Annotated in this window: 14 protein-coding genes and 1 pseudogene; 8 read left to right on the top strand and 7 right to left on the bottom strand. The window is 46.5% G+C overall.

Going from position 1 to position 13,119, the window contains the following annotated elements; translation table 11 throughout:
* The first annotated feature begins 6 nt into the window (after nt 1-6).
* Nucleotides 7-1,038, top strand: a complete 1,032-nt coding sequence (namA, locus tag KNQ06_RS11275; RefSeq protein ID WP_214768902.1) for an NADPH dehydrogenase NamA — start codon at nt 7-9, stop codon at nt 1,036-1,038.
* Nucleotides 1,039-1,098: 60 nt separating this feature from the next.
* Here namA and KNQ06_RS11270 read toward each other — a convergent pair whose 3' ends face one another.
* The 4 genes and pseudogenes from KNQ06_RS11270 to KNQ06_RS11255 form a co-directional block, all read right to left on the bottom strand.
* Nucleotides 1,099-2,016, bottom strand: a complete 918-nt coding sequence (locus KNQ06_RS11270) for a peptidylprolyl isomerase (RefSeq protein WP_050677713.1) — start codon at nt 2,014-2,016, stop codon at nt 1,099-1,101.
* A 259-nt stretch (nt 2,017-2,275) separates the two neighbouring features.
* On the bottom strand, nt 2,276-2,845 hold the full coding sequence (locus tag KNQ06_RS11265) for an HTH-type transcriptional regulator Hpr (RefSeq protein WP_023467344.1): 570 nt from the start codon (nt 2,843-2,845) through the stop codon (nt 2,276-2,278).
* 83 nt (nt 2,846-2,928) lie between these two features.
* A complete protein-coding gene (locus KNQ06_RS11260; protein WP_023467345.1) occupies nt 2,929-3,270 on the bottom strand; it encodes a hypothetical protein in 342 nt (113 codons plus the stop codon).
* A 114-nt stretch (nt 3,271-3,384) separates the two neighbouring features.
* Nucleotides 3,385-3,813 (bottom strand): annotated as a pseudogene (locus KNQ06_RS11255) (HIT family protein); the annotation flags it as partial.
* Nucleotides 3,814-3,939: 126 nt separating this feature from the next.
* Between KNQ06_RS11255 and KNQ06_RS11250 the strand changes: the two are divergent.
* A complete protein-coding gene (locus KNQ06_RS11250) occupies nt 3,940-4,992 on the top strand; it encodes a TcaA second domain-containing protein (RefSeq protein ID WP_215148207.1) in 1,053 nt (350 codons plus the stop codon).
* A gap of 35 nt (nt 4,993-5,027) precedes the next feature.
* On the opposite strand, the gene KNQ06_RS11245 is transcribed toward KNQ06_RS11250, so the two are convergent.
* Both KNQ06_RS11245 and KNQ06_RS11240 read right to left on the bottom strand, forming a co-directional pair.
* Complete coding sequence (locus KNQ06_RS11245; protein WP_029340936.1) at nt 5,028-5,279, bottom strand: GlsB/YeaQ/YmgE family stress response membrane protein; 252 nt, start codon at nt 5,277-5,279, stop codon at nt 5,028-5,030.
* 33 nt (nt 5,280-5,312) lie between these two features.
* Nucleotides 5,313-5,561, bottom strand: coding sequence for a GlsB/YeaQ/YmgE family stress response membrane protein (locus KNQ06_RS11240; RefSeq protein WP_023467349.1), 249 nt, complete (start codon nt 5,559-5,561; stop codon nt 5,313-5,315).
* 316 nt (nt 5,562-5,877) lie between these two features.
* On the opposite strand from KNQ06_RS11240, the gene KNQ06_RS11235 reads away from it, so the two are divergent.
* Entirely contained in the window at nt 5,878-6,612 is a 735-nt protein-coding gene (locus KNQ06_RS11235) for an ABC transporter ATP-binding protein (RefSeq protein WP_215148205.1), read from the top strand.
* Nucleotides 6,609-7,745 (top strand): ABC transporter permease, encoded by a 1,137-nt coding sequence (locus tag KNQ06_RS11230; protein ID WP_214768906.1) that lies wholly within the window; start codon nt 6,609-6,611, stop codon nt 7,743-7,745. Before KNQ06_RS11235 ends, KNQ06_RS11230 begins: the two co-directional genes overlap by 4 nt.
* Before the next feature lie 60 nt (nt 7,746-7,805).
* On the opposite strand, the gene KNQ06_RS11225 is transcribed toward KNQ06_RS11230, so the two are convergent.
* Nucleotides 7,806-9,104 (bottom strand): ammonium transporter, encoded by a 1,299-nt coding sequence (locus KNQ06_RS11225; protein ID WP_215148203.1) that lies wholly within the window; start codon nt 9,102-9,104, stop codon nt 7,806-7,808.
* A 117-nt stretch (nt 9,105-9,221) separates the two neighbouring features.
* Here KNQ06_RS11225 and KNQ06_RS11220 point away from each other — a divergent pair, with 117 nt between their 5' ends.
* The 4 genes from KNQ06_RS11220 to hemG all read left to right on the top strand — a co-directional run bounded on the left by KNQ06_RS11220 (nt 9,222) and on the right by hemG (nt 13,042).
* Nucleotides 9,222-9,524: a MerR family transcriptional regulator gene (locus KNQ06_RS11220; RefSeq protein ID WP_023467353.1), complete on the top strand. Its 303-nt coding sequence runs from the start codon at nt 9,222-9,224 to the stop codon at nt 9,522-9,524.
* Nucleotides 9,525-9,667: 143 nt separating this feature from the next.
* Entirely contained in the window at nt 9,668-10,714 is a 1,047-nt protein-coding gene (gene hemE / locus KNQ06_RS11215) for a uroporphyrinogen decarboxylase (protein ID WP_023467354.1), read from the top strand.
* Complete coding sequence (gene hemH / locus KNQ06_RS11210; protein WP_023467355.1) at nt 10,711-11,643, top strand: ferrochelatase; 933 nt, start codon at nt 10,711-10,713, stop codon at nt 11,641-11,643. Before hemE ends, hemH begins: the two co-directional genes overlap by 4 nt.
* Nucleotides 11,633-13,042, top strand: a complete 1,410-nt coding sequence (hemG, locus tag KNQ06_RS11205) for a protoporphyrinogen oxidase (RefSeq protein WP_214768908.1) — start codon at nt 11,633-11,635, stop codon at nt 13,040-13,042. Before hemH ends, hemG begins: the two co-directional genes overlap by 11 nt.
* Nucleotides 13,043-13,119: the final 77 nt, after the last annotated feature.

Raw genomic sequence — 13,119 nt, 5'->3', positions numbered from 1 at the left:
AAAAAGATGAAGACGAAGTTGTTTGATACGGTTCAACTCGGAACGTTGACATTCCGCAATCGGGTCATCATGGCGCCGATGTGTATGTACAGTGCAAAAGAAGATGGACTCGTTACGGATTGGCATGTCACGCACTATGCAACCCGTGCAATGGGTGGTGTCGGTGGTGTCATCTTAGAAGCGAGTGCCGTCACGCCAGACGGTCGTATTTCAGCCGGTGACCTTGGGATTTGGTCAGATGCGCATATCGAAGGACTACAACGGATCGCAGAGCAAGTCAAAGCAGCGGGGGCAAAAGCAGGCATTCAACTGGCCCATGCTGGGCGCAAAAGTACGACGGCAGAACCACCCGTCGCACCGAGTGCTTTACCGTTTGATGACACATACGGTCATCCGCGAGCATTAACGCTTGAGGAAATCGCAACGATCAAACAACAGTTCATCGATGCAGCACTACGTGCGGAACGAGCAGGGTACGATTTCATTGAAATTCATGGGGCTCATGGTTATTTATTGAACACGTTCCTCTCTCCGTTATCGAATGTCCGCGATGATCAATACGGTGGATCGATTGAAAATCGGATGCGCTTGTTGCTAGAGATCATTGATGGGATTCAGGACGTCTCGAAGCTTTCGATTTGGGTCCGGATTTCAGCAGCGGATCACGCAACAGGAGGAATGACGGCAACGGACTATATTCCACTTGCAAAAGAACTAGCCGCACGTAACATCGATCTACTCGATTGCAGTTCAGGGGCTGTCGTCGCCAATGCCGTACCGGAAGTGTATCCAGGCTATCAAGTGAGCTATGCAGAAGAGTTGAAACGAGAGACAGGTATTGCAACAGGCGCGGTTGGATTGATTACGACAGCTGCCCATGCAGAAGAAATCGTCCGTAACGGTCGAGCAGATATCGTACTGCTCGCACGTGAACTACTTCGCCAACCGTACTGGGTCTATCATGCGGCAGCCGAACTAGGAGACACGGTCGCCTTGCCGAAACAATACGAACGAGCACCGATTCGGACGGTACGCTAACTATTAATCATATGAAAAAACGACACAAAAAAGGGAAGCCCTAAAGGCTTCCTTTTTTGATTACTGCTGTTGTTGTTGCATCATCTGTTGTTGCATTTGTTGTTGTTCTTGTTTGTCTAAATCAAAAGCATCCTTGAAGTCTTTGTTTTCGATTTTAACATCGTATTCTTTCATGAGTGAACGGTAGATATCGTTCGGGTTGACTTGTGCTGCTTTTTCTTCAGCAAGTGCTTTTTTGATGCGTGATTTTTCTTTATCAAGTGTAAAGTCTTTCTTTTCTTTACGATCGACTACTTTGATGATGTGGTAACCGAACTGTGTTTTAATTGGATCGGAGATTTTACCTTCAACGCCATCCTTGAACGCATAATCTTCGAATTCCTTGACCATTTTACCTTTTGTGAAGTATCCAAGGTCTCCACCTTTTGTACCGCTACCTGTATCTGTTGATTTCTCTTTTGCGAGTTTCGCGAAGTCTGCGCCGTCATCCAATTGTTTTTTGATGTCTTTTGCTTCTGACTCTTTCGCAACGAGGATATGGCTTGCTTTAACTTCGACTTTTTCTTGGTCAAAACGCTCTTGGATTTCTTTATCTGTTACTTTTGATTTCGCAGATTTTGCTTCCGTTAAGAGCATTTGTGTGCGAAGAACTTTCTCGAATTCTTTTTCGTTCTTGATTCCAGCAGATTTCAATGTTGTACTGAACTGCTCTTTATCCGGGAACTGGTCCTTTGTCTTCTTGACTTCTGCTTCGACTTCTTTATCCGTGACTTCTTTGCCGTATTTCTTCTCAAGCAATTTGTTCATCGTTTGCTGGAAGGCGATTTGAGCACCAGCTTTTTCGTATGCTTCTTCTTGGACGTCAGCCTTGTTGACTTCGCCACCTTTGTAATTGATGACGGCTTCGTCATTTGATCCACATGCTGCTAACGTAAATACACTTGCGACTGCTGCTGCGCCTAACAATTTCTTTTTCATACATACACCCCTAATTTACCATTTATTTCAACCGTTTTATCATATCATATTCTCGTCTGGTTGACAGCTGTATCTTGTCATGCCGAGAGATACTTGCTCTTTTCCATGCTATCACATCCAAGTAGCCGGTTGAGGATAATTTTTATGGGAAATTGTGAGGGAAATAACGCTCTTGAGACATAGTAGTAATGTCCTTGTCATGAGGAAAAAAGACCTAAAAAAAGCATTCTAGCTAGAGGCTAAAACGCTTTTAGTAAGGTTATGCTTTTTTGATTGAGTCCATGACTGGATCTTGAGGGCGACGATCTGCTTCTTCTGTGATCATCTTTGATGTCTCAGCGAATATGTCCATGAAGCTGTCGCCATACAAGCGACGTACGATCGCAGAAATGTCCGTTAATTCCGGGAACTTCCCGTACAGTTCCTGAAGAGGAAGTGATGCACGGAAGACACCGTTTTCTTCAGGGCGGAACGCTTGAATCGTCTCAAGCAAGAGTGATTCGCCCTCTGGTGTCAACTGGACGTAGGTATTTCGTTTATCTGTTTCCTTTTTTGAGAACGTCAACAGTCCGCGGTCTTCTAACTTCTTCGAGAAGTTGAACGCCGTCGAGACGTGCATGACACCATACTTCGCAATCTCTGAAATCGAGGCACCGCCTAGCGCGTGCGAAATCCACAAGATATGATGTTCATTGATGTTCAGATCAAAAGGCTTGATCCAATTTTGCCAATCTTTTTCTACCGTTTTCCATAGTGCTTTGCTTAACTGGACAATCTTGTGGCTATACAACAAAGCCTCTTGTCCAGGATATAACTTTTCGTGTTCCATATCTGACTCATCCTTTCGAAAGGTGACAATGGCTCAAACGCGCAAAATGCAAACTATACAAAAACAAATCGAAGCAACGGATCTTACTTTTGTGGAGAAAGCTGGTCTGCTTCCTGTTTCGCTTCATCAGCGAGAGACTGGATCTTCGTGAGCGATGCTTGGACTTCCGTTTGGTATTCCGAGACGCTCTGCATGACTTCTTCTTTGAAGTGCATACCAGACGCTTTTGCTGTCTCTACTAAGTTCTTGCCCTCCTGGGTCAAATCCTGCACATTCGTTACGATTGTAGAATAAGAATTTCGACGTTGATGACCGTTCGAAGAGTCGCTTTTCGTACCTTGGCGAAGCGCCTTCAGACCGTAAAAAGTCACAAGTGTTAGCGTAGCACCAAAAGCGACCCAATTACGGGCGGGACGCTTCGACATATTGAACCTCCTTTTTAATATTAAAATATTTGTTTCATATTATTTTACCGAAAATCGAATGAAAGAAACCTATTTCGGCAATATTTTTCTAAGAATAGAAGAAAAAGAACAGACTTAGATGCGAGAAGCGATCGAGTTAGCGAGTTCAGCCAATTCCTCTACCGTGTAATCGTCATTATGAACTTCCCATTTCGCGCCGAAACCGTCTTGTTTATCGTGACGCGGAATGAGGTGCAGGTGGAAGTGGGAGACCGATTGACCCGCTACTTTTCCTGTATTCGATAAGAGATTCATGCCAGCTGCCTCTGTCTCTTGTTGAAGCGCACGACTGATTTGCGGGATCGTCGCAAATACGTCTTGTGCTTGTTCAGGAGAAAGATCATACAAATTATCGGCATGTTGTTTTGGGATGACGAGCGTATGTCCTTTCGTCACTTGTGACAAATCGAGGAAGGCGAGAACTTGTTCGTTCTCGAATACGATATGACCAGGGACTTCTTTGCGAGCAATTTTACAGAAGATACATGACTCTTTTTGCATGGAACGTTCACTCCTTTGGGTAAGATAACATTAGTATACGGAAAGTTTCCGACTTCCGCACGATTGACAGTCAAATTGAACCCGATACACTTAGAAACATACAGCTACTGAAGGGAAGGAGCGAACTGCATGGCATCACGAGTAGCCTCGACGGCACAAAAAAAACGAAAACGGCGTCTGCTCGTCGGTAGCGTTATCGTCGTCGGTCTTTTCTTATTGGTTGCCTTTTGGTTTGGGCGTAACATGCAAGAAGCGGCGAAAATGGAGAAAACAGACGAGCGTCTTGCTACCTTGTTAAAGGAAAAGGATCAGCGTGGATTCCAAAAGCTAGTCACGATGAACGATAAGTCACTACCGATGAGTGAGGCGACGCGACTCGTTAATTGGTTGACGGCTGATGCAGAGCGGACGGACCGGGTCATCGCACAAGTCAAACAGGATCAAGACGCAGGTAAGCAAGTGAAGACACATCTGTTTTCGTTACAAGAAGAGGATGGATGGCTTTGGTATGATCGGTACTCTCTCGATGTGAATCCTCAACGGTTAACCGTTTCGAGTGATCTACCGGGAACGAAGGTTTCACTAGATGGAGAAGAAGTCGGGACGATCGATCAGAAATCCCTTGAAGTCAAGCGTTCTCCTGGAGAGTACGATATTCAAGTAAGTGCGGAACAATCAGGACAGACCGTCCAGGAATCAAAGACTGTACAACTCGGAGATGAACCGAACGCGACAGTCGACTTTAAATTAGCTGATCGGTTCAATACGACCGTTTCGAACGAATATGCAGTCGATATCAAAACGTTACTTGAGACGGAAGTGAAAGCCCGGACTGGAAAAAGTATCGATACGATGACTGGCTATCTTGGACGTTCGCGTGACTCGTTTGAGAATACGTTCGGCACGCCTGATTCGACCGTTGCCAATCGAGCGCGGTACGATGGATATGAAGTAACCTATCAGTCGGGGCAGGTAGAAGAATTGTTAATCCGATTGAATAAGACTCCGGATGAACTGGAAGCCATCGCTGGAAAACCTGAACGAAAGAAGCGAGAGCAAGTCGGTACGGTTTGGGAGTATCCGTCTAGTTTTCTCGAAGGTGTGTTCGAATGGTTGAATCTGCGAGCAGAAAAACGTGTCGTCGAGCGAGAAGACGGCATGTGGTTACAATTAAAAGACTAAAAAAATCCTCGGACAGAACGTCCGAGGATTTTTGGTTATCGTTTATTCACCGCACGGAGAATGAACGATACGATGAGGATAAGAATGATAGCTCCGAGTAAAGCAGGTACGATTGCGAATCCAGCAACCATTGGACCCCAATCTCCGAATAATGCTTGACCAATCAATGCACCAACGAAACCAGCGATGATGTTACCGATAATACCACCTGGAACATCTTTACCTAAAATCAAGCTTGCTAACCAACCAATAATACCACCAACGATTAATGCCCATAAGAATCCCATTTAAAACACTCCTTTTCAATTTAAGATATATGATTACTTACGTACTGCCCGGAGAATAAGTGAGACGATGAAGATCAAGATGACTGCTCCGAGAATAGCCGGAATGACTGCGAAACCAGCGATTTTTGGTCCCATTGAACCAAAGATGGCTTGACCGATCATCGAACCGATGAAACCAGCGATAATGTTACCGATGATGCCACCCGGCACATCTTTCCCGATAATTAAACTTGCGATCCAACCGATGAGACCACCAATGATGAGTGCCCATAAGAAACCCATTTTAAAACATCTCCTCTACATATTAGTTTTACCTGTTTTCAGGCAGTTATAAACACGTGCGAAAATGAAAAAATCTGAAATCGTTCATTCTTTAAATGACTAGACAATTAGACCACTTGATAGAGAATGAATGGACGATTCATTGATTTCACTTTCAATTTACATGTAAATCGTTTTCATATATTGATGTAACGATTACACTTAGAGTAATTGCCGAAAAAACAAGTATTAAAACATTATATTTTAAAAAACTAGGCGTTAAGCTAGAAAAACGAAGCAAATCTACTTTACGATGAGCCTAAAGGGAGTGGCGAACATGTTATTAGATATCAAAGGTTTATCAGGCGGATATGGATCGAAAACCGTCCTTCATGACATTAATATCGAAGTGGATTGGGGTGAACTCGTTGGTTTAATTGGTTTAAACGGTGCTGGGAAATCGACGACTATCAAGCACATACTCGGTCTTTTGCCAGTCAAGACGGGATCAGTTCGAATCAATGGAATGGATTTAGCAACGAACGAAACCGAGTATCGTCGCCAAGTTGCATACATTCCAGAACAACCGATGTTATATGAACAACTGACATTACGGGAGCACCTTCGTCTGATGGCGCAAGGATATGATGTCGAAGAAGCGATCGCGACAGAACGCGCGCAACATTACGCTGAACGACTTCGGATGACGAAGCAACTCGAATGGTTTCCAAGTGTCTTCTCAAAAGGAATGAAACAAAAAGCGATGATCTTGTGCGCACTCGTCACAGGGAGTGAGCTGTTGATCGTCGATGAACCGTTTGTTGGACTAGATCCGCTCGCGATTCGCGAGTTATTACAGATTTTTAGTGAACTGAAACAGGATGGAAAAGGGATCTTAATGTCAACACATATCCTTGAGACAGCAGAACGGCATTGTAATCGTTTCGTACTCTTACATGAGGGTCACATTGCAGCGGAAGGGACGACAGCTGCTTTACGCGCACGATATGGACTGCAAGATGGAACGCTGGATGATCTGTACGTCGCTGCAATCGAGGAGGCGGAACGATGAGCAGCCAGTCCTTATGGAGGGAACGGTATCAGGCGGCGATGACCGAGACGGTGAAATACACAAGGTATATGGCGAATGGTGGACTATTATTCACCGTGTACTTCGTTATTTTGTACGGTTTAGTCGTATACGGTCGTTTCCTCGACCAACTCGATCCATCGTTTCCTGGTCGGTTCGTCATGGCAGCCTTGTTTCTGATTTTACCGCTCTACCGGACGAGTCGGACGTTTCTCGTTGAGGCGGACCAAGTGTTTTTGTTACCGGTATTAGCGAAGTTATCAGGGTTTATGCAACAAGTACGAGCGTACAATGCGGTCTTTGGTATCATCCGTGCCGTGATTCCATTTTTAGCTGTCGTTGTTCTCTATGTTCGAACGGAACAGACGACACCACTTGAACTTGTTTTACTTGGGGTAGCACTTGCTTTGTTCGGAGCGGCTGCGAATTTATCCAAGCTTGAAGGCATCGCACATCGGACGGTGTTGCTGTATGCGTTCGGAGCGGCGCTACTCGTCATCATCGATATGGCGTGGATGACAATCGTCGTCGCACTTCTCTTAATGGTCGTACTCCATTTGAAGCGTCAGGACCATCTTCCTCTACGCGAATGGATTGCACTTGAGCAGGAATCGCGCGATCGTTTTTACCGACTAGCAAATTGGTTCGTCGATGTACCTCATTTGACAGCAACGTATAAACGCCGTCGTCTCTTAAGTAACATGGTCGAGCGGATTCCACATCGAGCGCAAACGACATTCGATTACCTGTATGTCAAACAGTTCATCCGGAGTGGGGACGGCATCGGATTGATTGTTCGTTTGACATTGATTGGGGTCGTGTTCATGTGGTTGGCAAACGGTAACGAGTTGTTCGTTGCGCTTGCAATCCCTGCGTTTGCAGGACTTACAAGCTTTCAGCTAGCACCGTTCACGAAGGCAGTGGACCAACACCTATTGACTCGTCTATTACCGTTTGGAAATGCTGTACAGGCGAAACGGAAAATCATCCGCTTCGCAGCAATCAGTCAATGCATCGTCCTGACGCTACTTGGATTCTTCTTCAGTGGATCCCTCTATGTCGTTGGTGGGGCAGCCTTGGCGCTTGTGATTGGTGAATACTACGCTCGAAAGTAATAAACAAGAAAGAGCCTACGCGATGAATCCATCGTGTAGGCTCTTGTTCTTTACTAATTATTAATTGACACGTTCGTTTGAGAGGTCTTCTTCTTCAACCATACGTAATTCTTTGCTGACAGGAGCAGGGAGATCGTAAGAAGATTGACCATGTTCTGCAACATCCAATCCGCGGAGTTCATCTTCGCGTGTGATCCGAAGACCAATCGTAAGGTCGAGAACTTTTAAGAATGCGTAACTTAAGACGCTGACGATGACGACGGCAAAGACGACACCAAGTGCTTGAACGCCGAGTTGCGTAAAACCGCCACCATAGAAGAGACCAGCTTGTCCGATCCCTGTGATTTCAACGAGTCGTGGTGAAGCGAAGAATCCAGTTGCGAGTGTACCCCAGATACCAGCGACGCCATGAACGGAGAAGGCACATAATGGATCATCCACACGGCTTGCGAGAAGAATGCTCGTTCCATATGTGATCACACCAGCGAGGAAACCGATGACGACAGCTGCCCACGGTTCGACGAAGGCACAGGCTGCTGTGATGGCGACGAGTGCAGCTAACACGCCGTTGATGATCGAAGGGATATCTGCGACACGACGGTGCCAGAATGAGATGGCAAGAGCACCGAGGGCACCTGCTGCAGTCGCAAGTAACGTCGTCAAGGCAACGTAACTAAAGAATCCATCGGCAATCGTTAGTGTCGAACCAGCGTTGAAGCCGAACCAACATAACCAGAGGATGAAGGCACCAACGACAGAATAGATGACGTTGTGTCCAAGTAACGGTGTTTTTTCAGCACCGATTCGTTTCTTGAGCAGTAAAGCGGCAACGAGTGCGGCAATCCCACCTTGTAAGTGAACGACCGTTGATCCAGCGAAGTCTTGCATCCCGAGCGAACCAAGGAATCCACCTGCCCAAACGGAACGTGCGATGATCGGATAGATGATAGCAACGAAAAACGTTCCGAACAACAGGTAGACGGATAATTTAGCACGTTCTGCGAATCCGCCCCAAGCGATCGCGAGGGAGACAGCGACGAATGAGAGTTGGAAGAGGAACTTCACATCAATCGTGATGTTCGACCAATCAAGACTGCTGAATCCTCCTTGTAAAAAGAATCCTTCCGTTCCGATGATAGAATTGCCATCACCGAACGTCAATCCGAATCCGATGGCCCAAAAGGCGAGAGCGGCAACCGAGAAGCTGATGATTTGTTTGACGGCGACGTGCCCCGCGTTCTTCGCCCGTAACATCCCTGTTTCTAGAAGTAAGAATCCGATTTGCATCGTCAAGACGAGCAGTGCTGCGAATAAGACATAAAACGTATCGACTGAGATAGCGAGTTGTTCCAGTTTCATTGTCGTTCCTCCTTTATCCATTTAAAGTATGTGTTTACTTTAGACGGAAATACTTTCAAAGAAACGTGTTGTGTCAGAAAATCTGACATGGTATTTTTGTGGAAAGGAGTGACGAAGATGAACTACCGCGAAAAAAAGGTGATGTCGATCGGAATCGTCTGTGAATTGACCGGCTTGTCAGAACGTCAGATTCGTTACTATGAGGAACGGAAGCTAATCTTTCCAGAACGGACAAATGGAAAGACACGAAAATATTCGTTTACGGATGTCGAGCGACTCGTCGAAGTCGCGGAAAAAATCGAGGATGGCTGGCGCACGCACGAAATTCGAGAAAAAGAACGCAAGGTAACGGAACAACAACGTTCTGACTTGATTCGTGGTCAGTTGAATGCTGCATTCGGTCTTTACAAGAAACAGTGAACATTTCATGAACTGGTAACAGAACTGTCATTTTGTAAACGATTTATTGGCACAGACTTCTTAATTTCAGATATAATGTTTCTGTGTTCACAAACTTATCGTACGTTTTTTTGGGGCGTTAGAACGAGTATAAAGGGGTAGTTATGATGAAGAAATTCAATGATACGTTTTTGCGGGCGATCCGTGGCGAGCAGATTGATCACGTTCCCGTCTGGTACATGCGACAAGCAGGTCGTTATCAAGCGGAATATCGTGAAATCAAGAAGACGCGGACGCTTTTCGAGATCACACATGACTCGGAACTAGGCGCATATGTGACAGAACTACCTGTAAAACAATTAGGGGTCGATGCAGCGATTCTGTATAAAGACATCATGACGCCACTTCCATCGATGGGCGTTGACGTCGAAATCAAGAGTGGTATCGGTCCAGTCATCGCGAACCCGATTCGCACGATGGCAGATGTCGAAGCATTACAACCATTTAACCGTGAAGATATTCCATATATCTATGAAACGATTCGTTTGTTACGGGAACGACTCGAAGTACCGTTGATTGGTTTTTCCGGGGCACCATTCACGCTTGCGAGCTATATGATTGAAGGTGGTCCTTCGAAGGGATACCATAAAACGAAAGCATTGATGTATGGACAACCTGAGGTATGGCATGCCTTAATGGAGAAACTAGGTGACATGGTCATCGATTACATCAAATCACAAGTGGATGCAGGAATCCAAGCGTTCCAAATCTTTGATTCATGGGTCGGAACGACAAGCCGGAAAGATTATGTCCGTTACATCAAGCCAACGATGGAACGCATTTTCACGGAATTAAAAGATACAGGCGTGCCGATGATCATGTTCGGTGTAGGAGCGAGTCACTTGGCAGAAGAATGGCACAGTTTACCGTTAGACGTCGTCGGACTTGATTGGCGTTTGTCGATTGACGAAGCACGTGAGCGTGGACTGACGAAACCTGTCCAAGGAAACCTCGACCCGTCTTATCTGTTAGCACCATGGGATATCCTTGAAGCAAAAACGAAGGAAATTCTCGACATGGGAATGAAGCAACCAGGATTTATCTTTAACCTCGGTCACGGCATCTTCCCGGAAGTCGATCCAGAAGTATTGAAACGTTTGACTGCATTTATCCATGATTATTCGAAAGAAAAAATGGAGGTAGGAAAATGAAGACGTTAGGACTACTTGTTATGGCGTACGGTACGCCATATAAACCAGAAGATATCGAGCGTTATTATACGCACATCCGTCGCGGGCGCAAACCGTCTCCAGAAGCATTGGCAGAGTTGACGGAACGTTACGAAGCCATCGGTGGTGTCTCACCACTCGCACAAGTCACGATTGATCAGGCTGAAGAGCTACACCGTCAACTGTCTGAGAAATATGCTGGTGAAATCGAGTTCAAACTCTATCTTGGTCTGAAACACATCGAGCCATTCGTTGAGGATGCTGTCGAGCAAATGGCAAAAGACGGCATTACGGAAGCGGTCACGGTCGTTTTAGCACCTCACTATTCGACGTTCAGTATCCGTTCATACAATGGTCGTGCGAAGGAAGTCGCGGACCAACACGGTATTCGTCTCGCATCCGTCGAATCGTGGTACAAAGAAGAAGCGTTTCTCGATTGGTGGGGTAAAGAAATCCGCAAGACGTTCGACGCTTTACCAGTACCTGAAGAAAAAGCCGTTCTCGTCGTTTCAGCACACAGTCTACCTGAAAAAATCATTGCAAACGGTGATCCATACCCAGAACAATTGAAGGAAACAGCTGAATTGATCGCGCAACGTGCTGGTGTACCGCATATGATCACAGGCTGGCAATCGGCTGGACAAACGCCAGAACCATGGCTTGGACCAGATGTTCAGGATTTGACACGTGACGTCTACGAAGAAAAAGGATACGAAGCATTCGTCTATGTACCCGTTGGTTTCGTTGCCGATCACCTAGAAGTATTGTTCGATAATGATTACGAGTGTAAAGTCGTCTGCGACGAACTCGGAATTCACTATGCGCGACCTGTCATGCCAAACGCGGATCCAGCTTTCATGAAAGCTGTCACGGAAGCCGTCGCGAAACAGGTGGGTAGTTATGTCCAGTAAACGTCTCGTCATCGTGGGCGGTGGTATATCAGGACTTGCAGCCGCCTATTATGCAGAGAAGCAGTTTCCGGAGATGAACATCACGTTACTCGAGGCAGAGGGTCGTCTCGGTGGTAAGGTGGCGACATATCGGGACGAAGGATTGACGATCGAGCGGGGACCGGATTCATACGTCGCACGGAAACACGTGTTGACGGATCTCATCGAAGAGATTGGATTAGGGGAGCAACTCGTTCGCAATAACACGTCGCAAGCGTATATCTTGGATGCGCGCGGTCTCCACCCGATTCCAAAAGGTGCCGTCATGGGCATCCCGACCGATTTAGAGTTATTCGCAGAGACGTCTCTACTGACGGAAGAAGAAAAGGCAGAGGTGACAGAACGCTTGCTTCACCCTGCTCCTGATTTGACGATTCCGGAAACAGACATCCCATTAGGGGAATACCTGCGTCCGCGTCTTGGAGATGCGCTCGTCGAGAAGTTGATCGAACCGCTTCTTTCAGGCATCTATGCGGGTGATATCGACCGGATGAGTACGTTCGCGACCTATCCGCAATTCGTTGCGAATGAGCAAAAGGCTGGAAGCTTGTTCGAAGGGATGCGCCTCATGCGTCCGCTTGATCAACAACAAGGTCCGACGCTCAAAGCGACAGGTCAATTCCTATCACTTGCTACTGGACTCGAGTCTCTCGTCGAGCGTTTAGAAGAGGTGCTCGAACGGACAGAGATTCGTCTTGAGACACCGCTTCGCTCCATTGAACGGGAAGAAGACGGGCGATATCGTCTCGAAACGGATCATGGTCCAGAATATGCCGATGATATTTTGTTGACGATTCCGCATCGCCAAGTCGTGTCCCTGTTACCAGATGCGACGCTTCCAGGGCTTGCGAACCTTTCAACACACTCGACGGCGACGGTCACGTTGATTTTCGATAAGGAAACTGCGTTACCGATTGATGGAACGGGATTCATCGTCAACCGTCGGGCGCCGTATTCAATTACAGCATGCACGGCGATTGATCAAAAGTGGAATCATGCAGCACCGAATCATACCGTGCTTCGTGCCTTCGTCGGACGCCCCGGAAAAGATGCACTCGTTCGTGAATCAGACGAAGTGATTGAACGCGTCGTCTTAGAAGATCTTGAAAACATCTGTGGTCGTCCTTTGCAACCGGAGCGTGTCGTCATCAGTCGTCTCTTAGACGGCTTACCGGCCTATACGGTAGGACATGCACAGCGGATTCAAGAAGTGCGAGAAATCGTCGCTTCTCATTATCCGCACATTCATTTAGCCGGACTCGCCTATGATGGTGTTGGATTGCCAGACTGTGTAGCAGGTGTCAAAGCGACGCTTGAACAAATGGCGTTACAACAACTGGAACCTTGTCCAGAATCATGACACGCCTAAACCTTTTTGAAGCTAGCAGTGCTTCAAAAAGGTTTTTTTGTCTTCAGAAGAATGACACGGAAGGAAAC

The organism is Exiguobacterium sp. s91 (assembly GCF_018618915.1).
Taxonomy (GTDB): Bacteria; Bacillota; Bacilli; order Exiguobacteriales; family Exiguobacteriaceae; genus Exiguobacterium_A; species Exiguobacterium_A abrahamii.
This window is presented reverse-complemented; position numbering and strand designations above follow the sequence as displayed.

Coding starts and splice junctions, on each gene's coding strand:
- hemH (WP_023467355.1), top strand. CDS start 10,711: ATGAAGACGTTAGGACTACTTGTTATGGCGTACGGTACGCCATATAAA.
- KNQ06_RS11235 (WP_215148205.1), top strand. CDS start 5,878: ATGTTATTAGATATCAAAGGTTTATCAGGCGGATATGGATCGAAAACC.
- namA (WP_214768902.1), top strand. CDS start 7: ATGAAGACGAAGTTGTTTGATACGGTTCAACTCGGAACGTTGACATTC.
- KNQ06_RS11270 (WP_050677713.1), bottom strand. CDS start 2,016: ATGAAAAAGAAATTGTTAGGCGCAGCAGCAGTCGCAAGTGTATTTACG.
- KNQ06_RS11240 (WP_023467349.1), bottom strand. CDS start 5,561: ATGGGTTTCTTATGGGCACTCATCATTGGTGGTCTCATCGGTTGGATC.
- KNQ06_RS11250 (WP_215148207.1), top strand. CDS start 3,940: ATGGCATCACGAGTAGCCTCGACGGCACAAAAAAAACGAAAACGGCGT.
- KNQ06_RS11225 (WP_215148203.1), bottom strand. CDS start 9,104: ATGAAACTGGAACAACTCGCTATCTCAGTCGATACGTTTTATGTCTTA.
- KNQ06_RS11245 (WP_029340936.1), bottom strand. CDS start 5,279: ATGGGATTCTTATGGGCATTAATCGTTGGTGGTATTATTGGTTGGTTA.
- hemE (WP_023467354.1), top strand. CDS start 9,668: ATGATGAAGAAATTCAATGATACGTTTTTGCGGGCGATCCGTGGCGAG.
- KNQ06_RS11220 (WP_023467353.1), top strand. CDS start 9,222: ATGAACTACCGCGAAAAAAAGGTGATGTCGATCGGAATCGTCTGTGAA.
- hemG (WP_214768908.1), top strand. CDS start 11,633: ATGTCCAGTAAACGTCTCGTCATCGTGGGCGGTGGTATATCAGGACTT.
- KNQ06_RS11230 (WP_214768906.1), top strand. CDS start 6,609: ATGAGCAGCCAGTCCTTATGGAGGGAACGGTATCAGGCGGCGATGACC.
- KNQ06_RS11265 (WP_023467344.1), bottom strand. CDS start 2,845: ATGGAACACGAAAAGTTATATCCTGGACAAGAGGCTTTGTTGTATAGC.
- KNQ06_RS11260 (WP_023467345.1), bottom strand. CDS start 3,270: ATGTCGAAGCGTCCCGCCCGTAATTGGGTCGCTTTTGGTGCTACGCTA.